Origin of the sequence: Acidovorax sp. KKS102, from assembly GCF_000302535.1 — a bacterium.
GTDB lineage: Bacteria > Pseudomonadota > Gammaproteobacteria > Burkholderiales > Burkholderiaceae_C > Acidovorax.
Genome location: NC_018708.1, coordinates 2,541,944 through 2,561,605, shown reverse-complemented (window position 1 = coordinate 2,561,605; position 19,662 = coordinate 2,541,944). Strand labels below are relative to the sequence as shown.

Genomic DNA, 19,662 nt, shown 5'->3' with positions numbered 1-19,662 from the left:
GCATCACAGCCCTAGGTATGCCCTGCGCAGGTCGTCGCTGCGCAGCAAGTCGGCCGGGGCGCCCGAGAAGCGGATGCTTCCGTTCTCCATCACGTAGGCGCGGTCGGCGATTTCGAGGGACTGGCCCACGTTCTGCTCCACCAGCATCACCGCCAGCCCGGTGGAGCGCAGCTGCCGGATCAAGCCAAACATCTCTTCGACCAGCAGGGGCGACAGGCCCAGCGAAGGCTCGTCGAGGATGAGCAGGCGCGGCTCGGCCATCATTCCGCGGCCGATGGCCAGCATCTGTTGCTCGCCACCGCTCATGGTGCCGGCGAGCTGCAGGGTGCGCTCCTTCAAGCGCGGGAAGGTGGCGAATACCTTGTCGATGTTCTCTGCGCGGCGCTCGCGTGCCCGGGTGAAGCTGCCGAGCGCCAGGTTTTCCATCACGCTCAGGTTGGGGAAGATCTTGCGGCCTTCGGGCACCTGGATCAGACCCGCCTTGACGACGTCGGTGTAGTGGGCGCCGCTGAGGTCGGTCCCATCAAACGCCACCTTGCCCGCCCAGGCCTTGTAGATGCCGCAGACCACGTTGTTGAGCGTGGACTTGCCCGCACCATTACTGCCCAGCAGCGCCACGGTCTCGCCGGGCTGCACCTGCAGGTCCACACCCCGTAGCACTTCCACCCGGCCGTAGCCGCCGCGCAGGCCGGTGATTTCCAGCAAGGGAGAGGTGCTCATGCAGCCTCCTGCGGTGCGGCGGCGCGCAAACGGGCGGCGGTGCCGTGGCCCAGATAGGCCTCGATCACCCGCTCGTCCGAGGTGACCTGCGCCGGATTGCCCTGCGCAATGAGCTGGCCCTGTGCCAGCACCCACACATGCTCGGCCAGGTTCATCACGGCCTGCATGACGTGTTCGATCATCAACACGGTCACGCCACCATCGGCAATGCCGCGCACCACGGGAATCATCTCGGCAATCTCCTGGGGGTTGAGGCCGGCCAGCACTTCATCGAGCAGCAGCAGGCGCGGCCGGGTGGCCAGGGCGCGCGCCAGCTCCAGGCGCTTGCGGCCGGCTACCGTGAGGTCGGCCGCGGGTTTGTCCAGCTGCGGGGCCAGGCCTACACGGGCTGCGACTTCGCTGGCCAACTCCAGGGCGGCACGGCGATTGGGCTCCTTGAGGTGGGCGCCCACGGCAATGTTTTCACGCACGGTCTGCGCTGCGAATGGCTGCACGATCTGGAAGGTGCGCGTCATGCCCAGTCGGGCGTTGAGGTGCGGGGCCTGGCCGGTAATGTCCTGGCCCGCAAAGCGCACGGTGCCTGTGTCGGGCCGCACAAAGCCCGACATCAGCGCGAACAGCGTGGTCTTGCCCGCGCCGTTGGGGCCGATCAGCGCGGTCAGCGAACCTTCTGGCACTGCCAGGCTCACGTTTTGCACGGCTTTCAGGCCGCCGAAGGATTTGCTCAGCCCGTTGAGCTGCAACAGGTCATTGGCCATGGCGGCCTCCCGAACGTTTCCACACCGCCACCACCGACTGACCGATGCCCGCAATGCCCCGGGGCAGGAACATCACGATAAGCACCAGCACCACGCCATAGATCACCATGTTGATACCCGGCAGCTGGCCAAACAGGTTGCGCGTGAGGTCGGCCAGGATGTGCAGCACCAGCGCCCCCAGCACAGGGCCCCAGACGGTGCCAATGCCACCCACAATCGCGGCCACCAGCGCCTCGACCGAAGTGGCCGCGCCGTAGGCGATACCCGGGTCGATGTACTGGAACACCTGCACATAGAACGCCCCGGCTGCCCCCATGAAACCGCCCGAGATGGCAATGGCACCCATCTTCACGCCAAAGGGGTTGACGCCGATGGCGCGCGCCGCGTCTTCGTTGTCGCGCACGGCCTGCAGCCAGGCACCAAAGCGCGAGTTTTTGAGCCACCAGCTGACCAGTAGCGCCAGCGTGACCAGCGCCAGGACCAGGAAGACAAAGCCCTTGCGCGAGCCGAACTGCATGTTCGCGAACGACTCCTTGAGCGGCAGCATCAACCCCACGCCCGCGCCGGTGAACGGCACCGACAGCGCTAGAATGCGAAACACCTCGGCAAACGCCAGCGTGACCAGCGCGAAGTACGAGCCCTTGAGACCGTAGCGGAACGACAGCCCGCCCACAAACAGCCCCACCAGCGCGCTGCCAGCCACTGCCATGGGCAACGCCACCCAGGGGTTGATGCCCCCTTGCATCTGGACAATGGCCTGTATGTAGGCGCCCGTTCCGAAGAACAGTGCGTGCCCGAACGAAAACTGCCCGCCAAAGCCCCCGAGGATGTTCCACGCCTGCGCCAACAGCGCTGCGTAGAGCGACATCATCACGAAGTTGAGCAACACGCCGGAGTCGGAAAACGCCGCGATGGCCGCCACGACGACGGCAAACAATCCAATGCTTGCAAGCTGCTTCATGCCTTGCCTCCAAACAAGCCCTGCGGGCGGAACAGCAACACGGCGATGAAGATGGCAAAGATGCCGATCTGGCCCAGCGACTCACCCAGGTACAGACCGCCCAGCGACTCCACCACCCCGATCAGCAAACCGCCCACCAGCGCACCGGCGAAGCTGCCCATGCCGCCCAGCACCACGATGGTGAACGCCACCAGCACAAAGCCGCTGCCCACCTGGGGGTTCACGTAATACGCTGGCAGCAGAAAGCAAGCGGCAGCACCCAGGCAGGCCAGGCCGATGCCAAAGCTCATGGCATACACATGGTCCACGTTGATGCCCATGAGCTTGGCGCCGTGCTTCTCCTTGGCCACGGCGCGGATGGCGCGGCCCAGGTCGGTGCGGCCCACGATCCACAGCAGCACGGCCGACACCACCAGCGCACCAGCAAAGGCGACCAGCTTTGGCAAGGCGATCATGGCGGGCCCCACCGCCACGGTGGTGAGGGTGTAGGCCGTGTCGATGGTGCGTGTGTCGGATTTGAAGAACAACAGCGCGAGGTTTTCCATCACGATGGAAATGCCCAGCGTGACGAGCAGGATGTTTTCGTCCTTGCCATGGCTGGCGCGGTTGATGACCAGGCGCTGCAGCGCATAACCCAGGGCGAACATACCCGGCACCAGGATGGGCAGCGCCAGGTAAGGGTCCAGCCCGAAGTGCTGCTTGAGCAGGTACACCGCGTACAGCGCCAGCATCAGCGACGCGCCATGCGCGAAGTTGATGATGTGCAGCACGCCATAAATCAGCGTGAGCCCGAGCGCGATGAGGGCATACACCGCGCCCGTGGTCAGGCCGTTGAGGACCGACGGAAAGAGGATGCTGAGGTCGAACATGGAGGGAATGGACGCCATTCAGGCAAAGGCGCGGCCTGGCGCCTCGGTATGAGGCGCCCCGCAGCCCCTGCGATCAGGGCTGAAAAGTGGTGGGTGTCAGGCCTTCAGCGGGAACAGCGGGTCCGCTTCGCGGTAGTCGCGCGGGATGATGACCTTGATGTCCTTGTTCAGCACCTGGGTCATCAGTGGCTGCGCGCCCTGGTTCTGCCCGGCCACGAACTTGGTGGGCCCGTACGGCATGATGTGATCGGCAAAGGTGCTCTTCTCCAGTGCATCGATGAGGGCTGCGCGGTCTGCCGACTTGGCACGCTCCAGCGCGTCGGCCAGCAGCCACATCGAGGTGTAGGTCATGAACAGCTCGTAGCTGAAGAACAGGCCCTTGGCTTCGACGCGCTTCTTCAGGTCTTGCGCGCGCTTGTCCTTGGGGTTGAACCAGTGGTTGCAGTCGATGATGCCGTTGGCTGCGTCCGGAAACTCCTTGACAAACTTGTAGCTCGATGCCGCGCCGCCCAGCACCGAATAGATGGCCTTGGGCGTGACCTTTTGCTGCTGCATGGTGCGCACCAGCAGCGCGTATTCGTTGTAGTAATTGGCGGGGATGACGATGTCTGGGTTGACCGCCTTCATGCGCAGCACGATGTTGTTGAAATCGCGCGTGGGATTGGCGTGCTTGATGACTTCCTTGACTTCGTAGCCGTAGCCCGGCAGTTCACGCGACAGCAGCTGCGCGGTGCCCGAGCCAAACAGCGATTCCTCGTGGATGATCATCACCGTCTTGGCAGGCTTGCCGGCTGCGGTGTTCAGCACATGCAGGTTGGCCATGGCGGTTTCAGTGCACTTCTTGTAGCCCGGGCCAAAACGGAAGGTGTTCTTCAGGCCCCGTTCCACGATCTGGTCGGCCACACCCACGTCCACGATGTGCGGCAGGTTGTATTTGGCGGCGGCCTGCGTGGTGGCCAGGCAGATGGCCGAGGCAAACGCCCCCACCACGGCTGAAACGCCCGCTTCATTCATCTTCTCGACCTCGGCGGCGCCAGCCTGGGGTTGCGACTGCGCATCGCCCAGCAGGGCTTCGAGCTTGGCGCCGCCCAGGGCCTTGATGCCACCCGCCTTGTTAATGTCCTCGATGGCCATCATCGCGCCTTCACGGCATTGCTGGCCCGAATAGGCCAGTGCCCCGGTCACGGGGTGCAGCACCCCCACCTTGACGGACTTGGCCTGGGCACCGCCCACCAGCGGGAAGGCCAGTGCCGACGCGGCGGCAGCCGACTGGGTCATGAAATGGCGGCGAGTACTCATGGGCATTCTCCTGGCAGGTAGGTAGGGTTGAGGTGGGGGATGGAATTCAGTGAAACTGGGCCGACAGCTCTTTGCTGACCCAGACCTTGGCATCGATGCTGCCCACGCGGGACAGCTGCATTTCGTATTCGTAGCGGTCTGGCCGGTACAACCCGTGCAGCCATTGCACCGGGCGCTCCTGGTCGTCGTAAATGAGGCGGCGCACGGCCAGCAGCGCCGATCCCACCGAGACATCCAGGTGCCTGGCCACCACGGCATCGGCCAGCTTGGCCGAAATGGTCTGGTGCGCGCGGCCTACCTTGACGCCGGATTCTTCAAGCAGCACCAGAATGGGTTTGCGTGCCAGCTCACGCCGCCCAAACTGGCGCGCTATGTCGGCAGGGACATAGGTGGTGATATGCGACAGCGGCCCCTCTTTGGTGCTACGAACGCGCACCGCTTTTTGCACGGCATCGCCGACTGCGATGTTCAGCGCCCCGGCCACCGCGCGGGACGCGGTAACGGTATCCACATCCAGCACCTTGACGGAGGTGCGCAGGCCCATGCTGACCAGGTTCTCCAGCAGGCCGGTCAGGTGCGCCCGGCTGTTTTCGCCGTCGCCACCTGCGTCGTTGGCGTGGGTCGCAGCGGGGGGGACCGGCCGGGTGCCCCGGCCGGGCTCGCGGGAGATCATGCCCTCGCCCTCCAGCAACTCCAGCGCGCGGCGCACCGTGACACGCGCCACAGCGAACTGCCGCATCAGCGCCAGCTCACCCGGCAAGCCATCGGCAAACCGGCCCTCCTGCAACTGCTCGCGCAGCACCAGATAGATCTGGTGGTACTTGGGGAGTGGCAGGTTGTTGGACGGCATGGAAGTCATATTAGGAATAGTTCTAATGTCCTGTCAATAAGACATTTGGGAGCGAAATATGCCATGCTGAGGACATTTGCGTTGCCGGTGCACAGCACCGAATGCACGCAACCGCCGTGCCAGCCAGCGGCGCTTCGACACCCAACACGCGCCTTTTTTGGCGGCACAGGGCACGGCCGCATTGACGCTCCTACAGGCATTGGCTACATTACTAACCAGTCAGTCATTAAAAATAGCCGGTTTGACCACTCCCCCCCCAACCTCCACTGCCACGACCAGCACCAAACGCGAGCGCCGCAAAGAAGCCCGCCCGGGAGAGCTGCTGGAGGCCGCACTCGACCTGTTTGTCGAGAAGGGGTTTGCCGCCACACGGGTGGACGAGGTGGCGGCGCGCGCCGGAGTGTCCAAAGGCACGCTGTTTCTGTACTTCCCCAGCAAGGAAGAACTCTTCAAGGCCGTGGTGCGCGAGAACATCGCCGGGCGCTTTGCCGAATGGAACAACGAGCTGGAAAGCTTCGTGGGCACCACCAGCGAGGTGCTGCGGTATTGCTATCAGGTCTGGTGGGAGCGCATCGGCGCCACCAAGGCATCCGGCATCACCAAGCTGATGCTGAGCGAAGCACAAAACTTCCCCGAAATCGCCCAGTTCTATCAGCAAGAGGTCATCCTTCCCGGCCAGGCGCTGGTCCGCCGCATCCTGGAGCGGGGCATTGCCCGGGGCGAGTTCCGCCCGGTGAACCTGGACTACGCGGTGTACCTGGTGCTGGCGCCCATGATCTTTTTGACGCTGTGGAAACACTCGCTGGGCGCCTGCGTGCCCGACTCGATGGAGATGACGCCCGAGCAGTACATCGAGACCCAGGCGGACAACATCCTCCACGGCCTGTGTGTGCGCCCTGAGGCATCCGCCGGCACAAGCGCCAGTCACGATCCGTCGGCTGGCGCACAGCCCTCCCCCTCTTCTCTCACCCCCTCCTCCAAGCGCTCGCGCACCTCCTGACCATGAAACGCTGGATTCCCTGGATGGCTGCGGCCATCGTTGTCGTGCTGCTCGGTGGTGGCGTGTGGCGGGCCATGGCGGCGCGGCAGGCGCAGCAAAAGGCGTTGGCCGAGGCCTCTACCCAGCGCGCAGAAGCCCCGCTGCAGCTGGCGGCCGAAGAGGTGCTCACTGTGCAGTCGTCCCAGCTCTCGTTGGGGGTGCCGGTGTCGGGCTCTTTGCGGGCGGTGGACTCGGCCATGGTGAAGGCCCGTGTGGCGGGCGAACTGCAGGGCCTGACCTTGCGCGAGGGCGATACCGTCAAGGCGGGCCAGGAAGTGGCACGAATCGACCCCACTGAAGCCCGCGCGCGACTGCGCCAGGCCCAGCAGCAAGCCGATGCCGCCAAGTCGCAGGTGGACATCAACCAGCGGCAGTACAACAACAACCGCGCGCTGGTGGACCAGGGCTTTATCTCCGCCACCGCGCTGGTCACTTCGCAGGCCAGCCTGGAGGCCGCCCAGTCCAGCTACCAGGCCGCTGTGTCGGCTGCTGACGTGGCCCGCAAGGCGCTGGAGGACACCGTGCTCAAGAGCCCGATCAGCGGCCTGGTCGCGCAGCGCCTTGCCCAGCCGGGCGAGCGGGTGCCTGTAGACGCCCGCATCATTGAAGTGGTGGACCTGTCCCGCCTGGAACTCGAAGCCCTGCTCACCCCCGCCGATTCGCTGGCCGTGCGCGTGGGCCAGAAGGCCCAACTGACGGTGGAAGGCGCGACAACCCCGGTGCAAGCGACGGTGGTGCGCATCAACCCCAGCGCCCAGGCGGGCAGCCGCACGGTGCCGGTCTATCTGCGGGTAGACCAGCCATCCCAAACCGCTAGCCTGCGCCAGGGCCTGTTTGTGCAAGGCCTGCTGACCACCGGCAGCGCCCAGGTGTTGACCGTGCCTCTGGACGCTGTGCGCACCGACAAGTCCGCCCCTTACCTGCAGACCATCAAGGACGGCCGTGTGGCCTATGCACCGGTGCAGACCGGCGCCCGCGCCGTGGTCAACGGACAGACCCTGGTGGCGGTGGATGGCGTGACCGTGGGCACCACCGTCATTGCGGGCCGCATGGGCTCGCTGCGCGAAGGCACGCCCGTGACCGCAGCGCAGGCCGCTGTCGTGCCCCAGGCCTCCGCGCCTGCACCCGCTCCCGCTGCCTCGCGCACGACACCCTGAGCGGGCTGACGCGCCATGTGGTTCACCAAAGTCAGCCTCAAAAACCCCGTGTTCGCCACGATGGTGATGCTCGCCATCGTCGTGCTGGGCCTGTTCTCGTACCAGCGCCTCAAGGTCGATCAGTTTCCCAACATCGACATCCCCGTCGTAGTGGTTACTGTGGACTACCCCGGCGCGTCGCCTGAAATCGTCGAGAGCGAGGTCACCAAGAAGATCGAGGAAGGCGTCAACTCGATTGCGGGCATCAACGCCCTCACCTCCCGCAGCTACGAGGGCACGGCGGTTGTCATCATCGAGTTCCAGCTCCACATCGACGGCCGCAAGGCCGCTGAAGACGTGCGTGAAAAGGTGGCCACCGTGCGCCCCCTGCTGCGCACCGAGGTGAAGGAGCCGCGCGTGCTGCGCTTTGACCCCGCCAGCCGCGCCGTGTGGTCCCTGGCCGTGTTGCCTGACGAAAAGTCGAACCGCAGCGCGGTGGAACTGACCACCTGGGCCGAGCAGATCCTGAAAAAGCGCCTGGAGAACGTGCGTGGCGTGGGCGCGGTGAACCTGGTGGGCGCCACCAAGCGCGAAATCAACATTTACCTGAACCCGCAGGCGCTGGAGGCCTTTGGCGTGACGCCCGACCAGGTGGCCAATGCCGTGCGCAACGAGAACCAGGACCTGCCCGTGGGCGCGATCCGGTCGCTGGCGCAGGAACGCGTGGTGCAGATCGACGCGCGCATGGAGCGGCCCGAGGACTTCGGCAAGATCATCGTCGCCCGCAAGAACGGAGCGCCGGTGCGCCTGGACCAGGTCGCCCGCGTGAACGACGGCGCGCAGGAGGTGGAAAGCCTGGCGCTTTACAACGGCCAGCGCACGCTGCTGCTGTCGGTGCAAAAGTCGCAGGGCGAGAACACCATCGAGGTGGTCGATGGCCTGAACGCCGCCGTGGTGGAACTGAAGAACCAGCTGCCGCCCGGCGTGCGGCTCGAAACCATTGGCGATAGTGCCCGCCCCATCCGCGTGGCGGTGAACAACGTGCGCCAGACGCTGATCGAGGGGGCCATCCTCACGGTGCTCATCGTGTTTTTGTTCCTGAACTCCTGGCGTTCCACTGTCATCACGGGGCTGACCCTGCCCATCGCGCTGATCGGCACGTTCCTGTTCATGAACATGTTCGGCTTCACCATCAACATGATCACGCTGATGGCCTTGAGCCTGTGCGTGGGCCTTTTGATCGACGACGCCATCGTGGTGCGCGAGAACATCGTGCGCCATGTGCAGATGGGCAAAGGCGCTTACGCGGCCGCCATGGACGGCACGCAGGAGATTGGCCTGGCGGTGCTGGCCACCACGCTGTCCATTGTGGCGGTGTTCATGCCCATCGGGTTCATGGGCGGCATCATCGGCAAGTTCTTCCACGAGTTCGGCATCACCATCGTCGCGGCGGTGATGATCTCGATGTTCGTCAGCTTCACGCTCGACCCCATGCTGTCGAGCGTGTGGCACGACCCGAGCATCCATGCGCACGGCCACAAGACGGCGCCCGTCACCTTCTACGACAAAACCATTGGCCGCGTCACGGGCTGGTTTGACCGCGCCACCGATGCGCTGGCCGAGGGCTACCAGCACATCCTGCGCTGGTCGCTGGTGCACAAGCTGGCCACCATGGTGATCGCGCTGGCGGTGTTTGTGCTGAGCGTGGTCATGGTGCCGCTGCTGGGCACCGAGTTCGTGCCCAAGGCCGACTTTTCGGAAACCACGCTGAACTTCTACACCCCTGTGGGTTCTTCGCTCGAAGCCACCGAAGCCAAGGCCAAACAGGTGGAGGCCATCCTGCGCGAGATGCCCGAGGTGCGCTACACGCTGTCCACCATCAACACCGGCAACGCCCAGGGCAAGATGTACGCCAGCATCTATGTGCGGCTGGTGGACCGCAAGGACCGCAGCCGCAGTGTGGACCAGATGTCCGACGTGCTGCGCGAACGCCTCAAGACCGTACCCGGCATCACCGTGACCCATGTGGGGCTGCTGGATGCAGTGGGCGGACAGAAGCAGGTGGAGTTCTCGCTGCAGGGGCCTGACCTGCGCGAGCTGGAGCGCCTGACCAAAATCGTTACCGAGAAGATCCGCGGCATCCCGGGCCTGGTGGACCTGGACACCAGTGCCAAGCCCGACAAGCCCGTGATTGCGCTGGATGTGAAGCGCGAAGTGGCGTCGGACCTGGGGCTGTCGGTAGCGCCCATGGCGGCGTCGCTGCGCACGCTGGTGGCAGGCACCACCGTGGGTAACTGGCGCGCACCCGACGACCAGACCTATGACGTGAACGTGCGCCTGGCGCCGGAGGCCCGCACCACCCCGGCCGACCTGGAACGCCTGCCCTTTGCCCTGGCCGCCGCCGACGGCACGACCCGCATCGTGCGCCTGAACCAGGTCGCCAGCGTCACCGAATCCACCGGCGCCAACCAGATCAACCGGCGCGACCTGACACGCGAAGTGGCGGTGAACGCCAACGTGTCCCAGCGCTCGGCCGGTGAAGTGTCGAACGACATCAAGAAGGCGCTGGAGACCGTGACCTTCCCGCCGGGCTATCGCTACCAGTTTGGTGGCTCCACGAAGAACATGGCCGAATCGTTCGGCTACGCCATCTCGGCGCTGGCCATGGCCATCATCTTCATCTACATGATCCTGGCTAGGGCCTGTTAACACATCCGAAGTCCATCAGCGACAAGGACGAAGCTGATGAAGCCCAGGAACATGAGGTCGAGTTTCTCGAACCGCGAGAAGATGCGGCGATAGCCCTTGAGCCGACGGAACAAGCGCTCGACCTCGTTGCGACGCTTGTACATCTCGCGGTCGTACTCCCAAGGTTCGATCCGAGTCCTCATGGGTGGCACAACCGGAATGAAGCCCAGATCAAGTGCCAGCTGCCGCGTCTCGTTGCCTTCGTAGGCACGGTCCATCAACAAGTGCACTGGTCTGCTGGTCGGCCCAAGACTGCTGAGCAGGCGCCGGCCTTCAGGCGCGTCGTGCGCCTGACCAGGCGAGAGGCAGAACGTCACGGCCGTTCGAGCATCCGCGGCAACCATATGAATCTTGGTGTTCCATCCGCCTCGGGACTTTCCGATGGCTTGTGGGCCGTTTTTTTTAGTGCCCCCGTGCCGTCGGGATGGACCTTGATGCTTGTGGAGTCCAGCGAGACCGCCTCGATCTTGATGCGCACGACCTGCGCGCGCTGTAACTCCTCGAACATGCGATCCAGGACGCCTGCTTTGGTCCAGCGGTTCATACGCGTGTAAATCGTGTGCCAGTTGCCGAAGCGCTTGGGCAGTCCGCGCCACTTGCAGCCATGCTCGGCCACATAGAGGATCGCATTGACCACCTGCAGGTTACTCAGGCTGACGTTGCCACGCTGCTTGGGCAGGCAGTGCTCAATAGTGGCGAATTGTGCGGGCGTGATCTCCATGCCCGAGATTGTCCGATGCAATCGCCACGATCGCCATTAGTGTTAACACGCCCTAGCCAGTTCAAGAGCTTCCTGCAGCCGCTGGCGCTCATGACGTCGTTGCCGCTCACGCTGATCGGTGTGGTGCTGGCGCTGCTGATGTTCCGCTCCACGCTGTCGATGTTCTCCATCATTGGCGTAGTGATGCTGATGGGCCTGGTGACCAAGAACGCCATCTTGCTGGTGGACTTTGCGATCCGCGCTCGCGAGGAGCATGTGAACGACCAGGGCCAGACCGTGCCCGGACTGCCCCGCGCCGATGCCCTGCTGCTGGCCGCGCGCGTGCGGCTGCGCCCCATCCTCATGACCACGCTGGCCATGATCTTCGGCATGGTGCCCCTGGCGTTCGCGTTGTCCGAAGGCTCGGAACAGCGCGCGCCCATGGGCCAGGCGGTGATTGGCGGCGTCATTACCTCTTCCCTGTTGACCCTGGTGGTGGTGCCGGTGGTGTATTGCTACATGGACGACTTGGCCCAGTGGGCCCTTCGCAAGATGGGACGCGCTCCGGCAGCGCCTAAAATCGAAGGTTTGTCCTGATCGTCCCGATCGGCCTTGCATCTGCCCCACGGAGAAATCCCATGAACCTGCCCCTGAACACGTCCGCCAACATCAGCGACCCCGTCGCCCAGGCCCGCTACAACATGATCGAGCAGCAGATCCGCCCCTGGAACGTGCTCGATGCCGACGTGCTGGACCTGCTGGCCGTGGTGCGCCGCGAAGACTTTGTGCCCCCTGCCTACCGCAGCATGGCCTTCATGGACATTGAAGTCCCGCTGCTGGGCAATGACGCCGAAGAGGCCGTCCGCAAGGGCCACAGCATGCTGCAGCCCCGCGTGGAAGCGCGCATCCTGCAAGACCTGCGGATTTTGCCCACCGACCGCGTGCTCGAAATCGGCGCCGGCTCGGGCTACATGGCCGCCTTGCTGGCCGCGCGCGCAGAGCGCGTGGTGTCGCTCGAAATCAACGCAGAACTGGCCGAAATGGCCCGTGAGAACCTGCGCGATGCCGGCGTGCAAAACGCCGACGTGCGCCAGGGCGACGGTGCCCGCGATGCGATCCCGGACGGCCCGTTCGACGTGATCGTGCTCAGCGGCTCCGTGGCCGAAGTGCCCAGCCACCTGCTGGCCCTTCTGCGCGACGGTGGCCGCCTGGGCGCCATCGTGGGCAGCGAGCCCGTGATGCGTTTCACCGTTACCCGCCGCACCGGCGACCGCTTTGAGACCACGTCGCCGTGGGACACCATCGCGCCGCGCCTGGTGAACTTCCCCGAGCCCTCTGGCTTCACGTTCTGACCCCCCGCCCTTCGGTTGTCTTCGGAGTTTTGCATGATCGATCACGTCCGCCCCGCCCAGCTGTCTGCCTGGTTTGCCTCCGCGCCGGAAGGCAGCCGGCCTCTGGTGCTGGACGTGCGTGAGCCCTGGGAGCTGCAGACCGCCAGTGTGCGCGCCGACGGGTTTGAGCTGGTGGCCATCCCCATGGGCGAGTTGCCCGCGCGCCTGGCGGAGCTGGACCCCGCGCGTCCCATCGCCTGCCTGTGCCACCACGGCGCCCGCAGCCTGCGCGTGGCCTCGTTCTTGCAGCACCACGGGTTCGAGCATCTGGCCAATATCACCGGTGGCATCGACGCCTGGTCGCACGAAAGCGACCCGGCCGTGCCGCGCTACTGATGCCATGGGGTTGTATGGACCGCACTTTTCAGCTTGTGGCCCCATGCTGCCCGCCGTTGCCCGCCCTGATTCGATTCGCAGACTCTTCCGAAGGACCCCCCGATGACACCGTTTAGGCCCCTGTCCCTGTCCATCCTGTCCCTGGCGCTGGGCGCAGCGCTGTGTGCGCCCGCCCAGGCGCAGAGCCTGCTGGAGCTGGTGGAATCCGCCCGTATCTATGACACGGCCTGGCAATCGGCGCGTGCGCAGCTGGATGCCGCGGCCCGCAAGGCCGACCAGGCCCGCGCCGGCCTGCTGCCTTCGGCAGCACTGACCGGGGGTCTTACCCGCTCCAACGTGGAGCTGAGCAAACCCAAGATCGAGAACACCGGTACGGCGCAGACGGTGGGCATCAACGCCTCGCAGCCGCTGTACCGCCCCGCCAACCGCATCACGCTGGAGCAAGGCCAGCGCGGCGTGGACGTGGCCCAGGCGCAGCTGGACGCAGCCACGCAAGACCTGCTGGTGCGGGTGAGCCAAGCCTACTTTGATGTACTGGCGGCGCAAGACACCCTCACCTTTGTGCAGGCCCAAAAGGCCGCCGTGTCCGAGCAACTGGCCGCTGCCAAGCGCAATTTTGAAGTCGGCACCACCACGGTGACCGACTCGCGTGAGGCCCAGGCCCGCTACGACCTGGTGATTGCCCAGGAGATCGCTGCCGAAAACGACCTGCGCGTGAAACGCCTGGCGCTGGACCAGCTGGTCGGCATCACCGGCACCAAGCCCCTGCCCCTGGCCCTGCCCGTGCAACTGCCCAGCGTGGTGCCTGACAACCTCACCACCTGGGTGGATACCGCCCGCGACCAGCAGCCCGGCGTGCGCCAGGCTGCCATTGCCCTGGATATTGCGCGACTGGAAACCAAAAAGGCCGAAACCGGCCACCTGCCCACGGTGGACCTGCAGGCGGGCTACAACGTCACGCGCAACCTGCACGGCACCATCACCTCGCCCGGCGTCACGGCCCGCAGCAATGCCGCCAGCGTGGGCGTGGCGCTAAACCTGCCCCTGTTTGCCGGCTTTGCCGTGCAAAACCGCGTGAAGGAAACCCTGGCGCTGGAAACCAAGGCCGAAGCCGACCTGGAGACCACCCGCCGCAACGTGGCCCAGGCCACGCGCGCCGCGTTCTACGGCGTGCAGTCCGGCCAGGGCCAGGTGCAGGCCCTGGAAGCAGCCGAAGCCTCCAGCCAGAGCGCGCTGGACGCCAACAAGCTGGGCTACCAGGTGGGTGTGCGGATCAACATCGACGTGCTCAACGCCCAAAGCCAGCTCTATCAGACCAAGCGTGACCTGGCCCAGGCCCGCTACAACGTGCTGCTGGGCGGCCTCAAGCTGCGCCAGGCGGCGGGCACGCTGTCGCAGCAGGACATCGAAGCGGTCAACGCACTGCTGGCCAAGTAACAGAGCCTTGCACCCCGCGCCGGGGTGCATCCGGTGTGTGAACTGCTGCTGAAGCCTAGTGCAGGCCCCCCTCGGGCTGCACCATCGCCACAATGGCGCGGGCCGTGGCTTGCGCGGCCCCGCGATGCGTGGCGGCAAAGCGTGTGGCCCGCTCGCTGGCCTCTTCATGCGCGCGGGCATCCTCTGCCAGCGCTGTAGCCTGGGCCATCCCTTGCGCAAGGTCAGGCACCCGCTGGGCAGCCCCCGCCGCGCACGCCAGTTCGGCCGCCTCGGCAAAGTTGAAGGTGTGCGGGCCCAGCACCACAGGGCAACCGCAGGCGGCCGCCTCGATCAGGTTCTGGCCGCCCAGCGGTGCAAAACTCCCACCCAGCAAGGCCACATCGGCCAAGCCATAATACAGCGCCATTTCGCCGATCGAGTCTCCCAGCCACACGTCAGCCGCTCCAGGCGCTGCGGCCCAGGTGCTGCGGCGCGACACCGACAGGCCTGCGCGCTGCAGCAACTGGTGCACCTCGTCAAACCGCTGCGGGTGGCGCGGCACGATGAGCCATTGCACGGGCGGCAGACCATCGCCAGACGCTTCACTATTGATAGCTGCAGGGGCATGATCCACTAGCGCTTGGGGCGATTTTTGTCGTATTTTCTGGATCTGCTCCAGCCACATGGTCTCTTCGCCCTCGCGGCTGCTGGCCAGCAACACCACGGGGCGGCCGGTGCGGGTGCGCCACTCGCGGCCCCGCTCCAGCAGTTGTGCGTCGGGCACCACGTCGAACTTGAGGTTGCCCAGCACGCCACGCACCGGCGCACCGATGGCTGCGAGCCGCGTGGCGTCCTCCTGGGTCTGGGCCCAGACGGCCGTGAGCCCTGCGTAGGCGGGTCGCGCCAGGGCCGACAGGCGCTGCGCCTTGCGCAGCGATGTTTCGTTGAAGCGTGCATTCGCCAGCACCAGCGGAATGCGCCGCTGCCGGCAGCCCGCCACCAGGTTGGGCCACACCTCGGTTTCCATCAGGATGCCGATGGCCGGGCGGAACTTGCGCAGGAAGCGCCCCACCGCACCCGGTGTGTCCCAGGGCTGCCACACCTGCACGTCACCGGGCAGCAGCAGCTTTTCGCCCTCGGCCCGCCCCGTGGCGGTGCCGTGGGTGAGCAGCAGGCGCATGCCCGGCAGCTGTTCGCGCAATTGAGCCAGCAAGATGGCGGCGGCCCGGGTTTCGCCCAGCGACACCGCATGCACCCACACAAACCGGCCCAGCGGGTCGGTGCTGCTGTGGGGCATCAGGCTGTCGATGGGGGCCGGGTAGCGACCAAAGCGCTCGCCCACCGCGTGGGCGTACCCTGGCTCGGCCACCGCACGGCGGCGCAGCTTGCGGCGCAGCAGCGGCTGCGCGCTCCAGGTCAGCAGCGAATACAGGGCCCGCGCGACGTTCATGCAGGCACAGACACGCTGAGCACACCACCCGCCCAGCCGCTGTCGCTGTCGCTGCGCGCAGCCCAGACGATGCAGGGCGCGTCATCCGGCGCAGCCACCACACAGCGGCCACCGGGCGCCCAAAAGGCGCTGCGCCCCGCACTCACGTAGCCACCGGACGTGCCGCTGTAGTTGGCCGCGAGTACGGCCATGTCGTGGTCGCGCGCGTAGCCTTCCAGCATGGCCGATTCCGCTGCGTAGGCCTTCTCAGAAATCAGCACGCCCGCTGCATACAGCGCTGCGCCAGCGCCACGGGCGGCCTGGGCATGCTCGGGGTGGGTGATGTCGGCGCACACGGCCAGTGCCGTGGGCTCGCCCGCCACCAGCTGCACCTGTGCGTCGTCCGAGCCCGCGCTGGCAAATTGTTCTTCGCTGTCGTGCAGATGGCGCTTGCGGTACAGCGCCACGCTGCCATCCGGCCCCAGCAGCCAGGCTCCAATGGCGGGTAGTGCGCCTGCCTCCACCGGCGCTGCCGGAGCACCCACCACCAGCGCCATGCCATGGCTCTGGGCCGCCTGGCGCAAGGCTGCCAGCACGGGGTGGTCGGCCGTCAGCACATGGTCGGCCATGAGCGAAGGCTCGTAGCCGATGAGCGACAGCTCCGGGAACTGCAGCAGTTGCACGCCCTGATGGGCAGCGGCCCGCACGCAGGTCAGGTGCGTTTGCAGGTTGCGCTGGAGATCGCCGGGCACCGACGGCGTCTGGGCGGCGGCGACACACAGGGGGGTGGAGAGCGAGAGCATCGGGCGTGCGGCAGGCAATGTCAGTGGCTGGCTGCGCCCACATGGGCGTCGGGTTTGACCCGGTGCAGCAGAGCCAGCATGGCAGCCTCGATGCGGGCCAGGGCTTCGGGGGTGTGGCCCTCAAAGCGCAGCACCAGCACGGGGGTGGTGTTGCTGGCGCGGATCAGGCCAAAGCCATCGGGCCAGTCCACGCGCAAGCCGTCGATGCTGCTGATGGCGGCGGGCGCGGCAAAGGTCTCTGCGGCCAGGGACTGCAGCTCGGCCGTCAGGCGGTGTGGCTCGCCTTCTGCACAGGCCACGTTCAACTCGGGGGTCGAAAAACTGGTGGGCAGCGCGTTCAGCACGGCGCTCGGGTCGCTGCTGCGGCTCAGGATCTCCAGCAGGCGGCAGCCGGCATAGGTGCCGTCGTCAAAGCCGTACCAGCGCTCCTTGAAGAAGATGTGGCCGCTCATCTCGCCGCCCAGGGGAGAGTTCGTCTCCTTCATGCGCGCTTTGATCAGCGAGTGGCCGGTCTTGAACATCACCGGCACGCCACCGGCCGCCGCAATCGCGGGGGCCAGGCGCTGGGTGCACTTTACGTCGAAGATGATTTCGCCGCCCGGCACGCGCGAGAGCACGTCTTGCGCAAACAGCATCATCTGGCGGTCGGGGAAGATGTTGGTGCCGTCCTTGGTGACGATGCCCAGGCGGTCGCCGTCGCCGTCAAAGGCCAGGCCCAGTTCGGCGTCGCTGGTCTTCAGGGCCTCGATCAGGTCGCGCAGGTTTTCGGGCTTGCTCGGATCAGGGTGGTGGTTGGGGAAGTTGCCGTCCACCTCGGAGTACAGCTCGGTTACCTCGCAGCCCAGCGCCCGGAAGATGGCGGGCGCCGAGGCGCCGGCAATGCCGTTGCCGCAGTCCACCACGATCTTGAGGGGGCGGGCCAGCTTCACATCGCCCACAATGCGCTCGCGGTACGCAGGCAGCACATCCACATGGCGCACCGCGCCGCCGGGCACCAGCTGCCAGCTTTCCTGCTCCATGGTGCGGCGCAGGGCCTGGATTTCGTCGCCATAGATGGCGCGGCCGTTCAGGACCATCTTGAAGCCGTTGTAGTCCTTGGGGTTGTGGCTGCCCGTGACCTGGATGCCACTGCTGCACAGCGTGCTGGCCGCAAAGTAGAGCAACGGCGTGGTGACCAGGCCCACGTCGATCACCTCGATGCCCGCCTCCACCAGCCCCTGGATCAGCGCCGCCGACATGGCGGGGCCTGACAGGCGGCCATCCCGCCCCACCGCCACGGTGGTCTGCCCTTCTGCACGGGCTGCCGTGCCAAAGGCCCGGCCCAGGCCCAGGGCCACGTCTTCGTTCAGGGTGGACGGCACGATGCCGCGGATGTCATAGGCTTTGAAGATGGCGGGGGTCGGTTGCACGCAGGGGGGCCTTTCGCGGAGGGGTTGAAAAGTCCGCTGCATTGTAGGCGGCGGCCTCGCCGGTGTTTGTCAGTCGATGCCGCAGGCGCCAGCCCCACACCCGCCCAAGGCACAGGTCCGAAAACGGCCAGTGGCCGGGCGCCAGGCTCCTATGATCTGGCCCATGACCTCCACCGCCCTGCCCTCCAACCCTACCGCCGACACGGCAGCCGACGAAGGCCGCTACCTGGCGCTGCAGGCGCGCGATGCGCGGTTTGACGGGCATTTTTTCACCGGGGTGACGTCCACCGGCATCTACTGCCGCCCTGTCTGCGCCGTGCGCACACCCCGGCGCGAAAACTGCCGGTTTTTTGCGCTGGCAGCGCAGGCCGAAAGCGCCGGGTTTCGCCCCTGCCTGCGCTGCCGGCCCGAGCTGGCCCCCCAGGCGATGGCGTGGTCGGTGCAAGCCGCCAGCGGCATCCTGGTGCAGCAGGCCGTGCGCCTGCTGGATGCCCCCGACCTCTGGCCCACACCGGCCGCACCCGGCGAGGGGAGCGCCACCGTGGCCCGCCTGGCCGAGCGGCTGGGCGTGAGCGACCGGCATCTGCGCCGCATTTTTGAATCCGCCCTGGGCGTATCGCCGCTGCAATACCTGCAGACGCGGCGGCTGCTCACGGCCAAGCAACTGCTCACCGACACCGCGATGCCCGTGACGCAGGTGGCGCTGGCCAGCGGGTTCGCCAGCGTGCGGCGGTTCAACGCAGCCTTTGTGGGCCACTATGGCCTCAACCCCACCCAGCTGCGCCGCCGTGGAGCGGCGCCCGTCCACGCAGACGGGCCTGGAGCCAGCAGCACGCTGCGCCTGGCGTGGCGGCCACCATTCGATGTGGCAGCGCTGCTGGCGTTTTTTGAGCGGCGCCAGTTCCACGGGGTGGAATGGGTGCTGCCCCAGGAGGCCACCTTGCGCCGCACAGTGCGCCTGCATCATCCGGCCTCGGGCAGCGCAGGCCAGCCCACGGAATCCACGGGCTGGTTCAGCGCCCGCTTTGACGTGACGCGCCACCAAGTGCTGCTGCAGACCAGCGACAGCCTGTACCCGGTGCTGCCGCTGGTCATCCGCCGCGTGCGTGCCATGCTGGACCTGGACGCCGACCCGGCGGCCATCAACGCCGTGCTGCATCCGCATTTCCCGGATGGCGACGGCCTGCGTGTGCCCGGCGCGTTTGACGGCTTTGAGCTGGCCGTGCGCGCCGTGCTGGGCCAGCAGATCACCGTGGCAGCCGCGCGCACGCTGGGCCAGCGGCTGGTGGAGCGGCTGGGCGAGCCCATCGCCACGCCCTGGCCCGAGCTGCACCGGCTGTTCCCCACCGCAGCCACCCTGGCCCGCGCCGATGGCGACACGCTGGGCCAGTTGGGCATCGTGCGCCAGCGGCAGGCGGCCATCGTGGCGCTGGCCCGCGCAGTGGACAGCGGCGCCCTGGCCCTGCATGCGGGCGCCGACGTGCCCAGCACCACTGCTGCCCTGTGCGCCCTGCCCGGTATTGGCGACTGGACGGCGCAGTACATCGCCATGCGGGTGCTGCGCTGGCCCGACGCCTTTCCGGCCGGTGACGTGGCGCTGCACAAAGCGCTGGGGGTACAGCAGCACAAAAACCCGGCACGCGCGGCGCAAGAAGCCTCGCAAGCCTGGCGCCCCTGGCGCAGCTATGCCGTGTTGCGCGCCTGGGCCGCTGGCAGCAGCGGTGCCGGCACGCCTGCACCTGCAGACGCCCAGAAACTATCAAAACCATAGCACCTCAGGCAATAGGCACTAGCGCAT

At 66.4% G+C, this 19,662-nt stretch carries 17 protein-coding genes and 1 pseudogene; 8 read left to right on the top strand and 10 right to left on the bottom strand.

Annotated elements, in window-relative coordinates; all coding sequences use genetic code 11:
* Window positions 1-3: 3 nt before the first annotated feature.
* The 6 genes from C380_RS11740 to C380_RS11715 all read right to left on the bottom strand — a co-directional run bounded on the left by C380_RS11740 (window position 4) and on the right by C380_RS11715 (window position 5,466).
* On the bottom strand, window positions 4-720 hold the full coding sequence (locus C380_RS11740; RefSeq protein WP_015014069.1) for an ABC transporter ATP-binding protein: 717 nt from the start codon (window positions 718-720) through the stop codon (window positions 4-6).
* Window positions 717-1,478, bottom strand: a complete 762-nt coding sequence (locus C380_RS11735) for an ABC transporter ATP-binding protein (protein ID WP_015014068.1) — start codon at window positions 1,476-1,478, stop codon at window positions 717-719. The genes C380_RS11740 and C380_RS11735 overlap by 4 nt, the downstream gene beginning before the upstream one ends.
* Entirely contained in the window at window positions 1,468-2,439 is a 972-nt protein-coding gene (locus C380_RS11730; RefSeq protein ID WP_015014067.1) for a branched-chain amino acid ABC transporter permease, read from the bottom strand. Before C380_RS11730 ends, C380_RS11735 begins: the two co-directional genes overlap by 11 nt.
* Window positions 2,436-3,308, bottom strand: coding sequence for a branched-chain amino acid ABC transporter permease (locus C380_RS11725; protein ID WP_015014066.1), 873 nt, complete (start codon window positions 3,306-3,308; stop codon window positions 2,436-2,438). Before C380_RS11725 ends, C380_RS11730 begins: the two co-directional genes overlap by 4 nt.
* Window positions 3,309-3,404: 96 nt before the next feature.
* Window positions 3,405-4,607 carry an ABC transporter substrate-binding protein gene (locus C380_RS11720; RefSeq protein WP_015014065.1) on the bottom strand — a complete coding sequence of 401 codons (1,203 nt, stop codon included), beginning with the start codon at window positions 4,605-4,607 and terminating at the stop codon, window positions 3,405-3,407.
* A gap of 46 nt (window positions 4,608-4,653) precedes the next feature.
* The gene (locus C380_RS11715) at window positions 4,654-5,466 is read right to left on the bottom strand and encodes a GntR family transcriptional regulator (RefSeq protein WP_015014064.1); all 813 of its coding nucleotides are present in this window, start codon (window positions 5,464-5,466) and stop codon (window positions 4,654-4,656) included.
* 232 nt (window positions 5,467-5,698) lie between these two features.
* Here C380_RS11715 and C380_RS11710 point away from each other — a divergent pair, with 232 nt between their 5' ends.
* From C380_RS11710 to C380_RS11700, 3 genes and pseudogenes are all read left to right on the top strand, one after another.
* Window positions 5,699-6,457, top strand: a complete 759-nt coding sequence (locus C380_RS11710; RefSeq protein WP_015014063.1) for a TetR/AcrR family transcriptional regulator — start codon at window positions 5,699-5,701, stop codon at window positions 6,455-6,457.
* Between the two features lie 2 nt (window positions 6,458-6,459).
* On the top strand, window positions 6,460-7,653 hold the full coding sequence (locus C380_RS11705; RefSeq protein WP_015014062.1) for an efflux RND transporter periplasmic adaptor subunit: 1,194 nt from the start codon (window positions 6,460-6,462) through the stop codon (window positions 7,651-7,653).
* Between the two features lie 15 nt (window positions 7,654-7,668).
* Window positions 7,669-10,329 (top strand): annotated as a pseudogene (locus tag C380_RS11700) (efflux RND transporter permease subunit); the annotation flags it as partial.
* Between the two features lie 8 nt (window positions 10,330-10,337).
* Here the strand turns inward: C380_RS11700 and C380_RS24985 are convergent.
* Window positions 10,338-11,101, bottom strand: a protein-coding gene (locus tag C380_RS24985) for an IS5 family transposase (protein ID WP_128654794.1) whose coding sequence is annotated in 2 segments (ribosomal slippage) — window positions 10,338-10,786 and window positions 10,786-11,101 — 765 coding nt in all. Because the reading frame shifts where the segments join, the coding sequence is not laid out codon by codon here.
* Window positions 11,102-11,140: 39 nt separating this feature from the next.
* On the opposite strand from C380_RS24985, the gene C380_RS11685 reads away from it, so the two are divergent.
* The 4 genes from C380_RS11685 to C380_RS11670 all read left to right on the top strand — a co-directional run bounded on the left by C380_RS11685 (window position 11,141) and on the right by C380_RS11670 (window position 14,244).
* Window positions 11,141-11,677: an efflux RND transporter permease subunit gene (locus C380_RS11685; protein ID WP_015014058.1), complete on the top strand. Its 537-nt coding sequence runs from the start codon at window positions 11,141-11,143 to the stop codon at window positions 11,675-11,677.
* 41 nt (window positions 11,678-11,718) lie between these two features.
* Entirely contained in the window at window positions 11,719-12,432 is a 714-nt protein-coding gene (locus tag C380_RS11680) for a protein-L-isoaspartate O-methyltransferase (RefSeq protein ID WP_015014057.1), read from the top strand.
* Window positions 12,433-12,465: 33 nt separating this feature from the next.
* A complete protein-coding gene (locus C380_RS11675) occupies window positions 12,466-12,807 on the top strand; it encodes a rhodanese-like domain-containing protein (RefSeq protein ID WP_015014056.1) in 342 nt (113 codons plus the stop codon).
* Between the two features lie 102 nt (window positions 12,808-12,909).
* Window positions 12,910-14,244, top strand: coding sequence for a TolC family outer membrane protein (locus tag C380_RS11670; RefSeq protein ID WP_015014055.1), 1,335 nt, complete (start codon window positions 12,910-12,912; stop codon window positions 14,242-14,244).
* 55 nt (window positions 14,245-14,299) lie between these two features.
* Here the strand turns inward: C380_RS11670 and C380_RS11665 are convergent, their stop codons facing one another.
* The 3 genes from C380_RS11665 to C380_RS11655 are packed head-to-tail and all read right to left on the bottom strand — an operon-like array spanning window position 14,300 to window position 17,864.
* Complete coding sequence (locus tag C380_RS11665) at window positions 14,300-15,673, bottom strand: 3-deoxy-D-manno-octulosonic acid transferase (protein WP_015014054.1); 1,374 nt, start codon at window positions 15,671-15,673, stop codon at window positions 14,300-14,302.
* Window positions 15,670-16,455, bottom strand: a complete 786-nt coding sequence (locus tag C380_RS11660) for a carbon-nitrogen hydrolase family protein (RefSeq protein WP_015014053.1) — start codon at window positions 16,453-16,455, stop codon at window positions 15,670-15,672. Before C380_RS11660 ends, C380_RS11665 begins: the two co-directional genes overlap by 4 nt.
* A gap of 20 nt (window positions 16,456-16,475) precedes the next feature.
* Window positions 16,476-17,864 carry a phosphomannomutase/phosphoglucomutase gene (locus C380_RS11655; RefSeq protein WP_015014052.1) on the bottom strand — a complete coding sequence of 463 codons (1,389 nt, stop codon included), beginning with the start codon at window positions 17,862-17,864 and terminating at the stop codon, window positions 16,476-16,478.
* Window positions 17,865-18,027: 163 nt separating this feature from the next.
* Between C380_RS11655 and C380_RS11650 the strand changes: the two genes are divergently transcribed.
* Window positions 18,028-19,635: a DNA-3-methyladenine glycosylase 2 family protein gene (locus C380_RS11650; protein ID WP_015014051.1), complete on the top strand. Its 1,608-nt coding sequence runs from the start codon at window positions 18,028-18,030 to the stop codon at window positions 19,633-19,635.
* Window positions 19,636-19,662 lie beyond the last annotated feature (27 nt).

Excerpts from the sequence above, each read along its gene's own strand:
- C380_RS11740 (WP_015014069.1), bottom strand. The coding sequence starts at position 720 with ATGAGCACCTCTCCCTTGCTGGAAATCACCGGCCTGCGCGGCGGCTAC.
- C380_RS11735 (WP_015014068.1), bottom strand. The coding sequence starts at position 1,478 with ATGGCCAATGACCTGTTGCAGCTCAACGGGCTGAGCAAATCCTTCGGC.
- C380_RS11730 (WP_015014067.1), bottom strand. The coding sequence starts at position 2,439 with ATGAAGCAGCTTGCAAGCATTGGATTGTTTGCCGTCGTCGTGGCGGCC.
- C380_RS11725 (WP_015014066.1), bottom strand. The coding sequence starts at position 3,308 with ATGTTCGACCTCAGCATCCTCTTTCCGTCGGTCCTCAACGGCCTGACC.
- C380_RS11720 (WP_015014065.1), bottom strand. The coding sequence starts at position 4,607 with ATGAGTACTCGCCGCCATTTCATGACCCAGTCGGCTGCCGCCGCGTCG.
- C380_RS11715 (WP_015014064.1), bottom strand. The coding sequence starts at position 5,466 with ATGACTTCCATGCCGTCCAACAACCTGCCACTCCCCAAGTACCACCAG.
- C380_RS11705 (WP_015014062.1), top strand. The coding sequence starts at position 6,460 with ATGAAACGCTGGATTCCCTGGATGGCTGCGGCCATCGTTGTCGTGCTG.
- C380_RS11680 (WP_015014057.1), top strand. The coding sequence starts at position 11,719 with ATGAACCTGCCCCTGAACACGTCCGCCAACATCAGCGACCCCGTCGCC.
- C380_RS11675 (WP_015014056.1), top strand. The coding sequence starts at position 12,466 with ATGATCGATCACGTCCGCCCCGCCCAGCTGTCTGCCTGGTTTGCCTCC.
- C380_RS11670 (WP_015014055.1), top strand. The coding sequence starts at position 12,910 with ATGACACCGTTTAGGCCCCTGTCCCTGTCCATCCTGTCCCTGGCGCTG.
- C380_RS11665 (WP_015014054.1), bottom strand. The coding sequence starts at position 15,673 with ATGAACGTCGCGCGGGCCCTGTATTCGCTGCTGACCTGGAGCGCGCAG.
- C380_RS11660 (WP_015014053.1), bottom strand. The coding sequence starts at position 16,455 with ATGCTCTCGCTCTCCACCCCCCTGTGTGTCGCCGCCGCCCAGACGCCG.
- C380_RS11650 (WP_015014051.1), top strand. The coding sequence starts at position 18,028 with ATGACCTCCACCGCCCTGCCCTCCAACCCTACCGCCGACACGGCAGCC.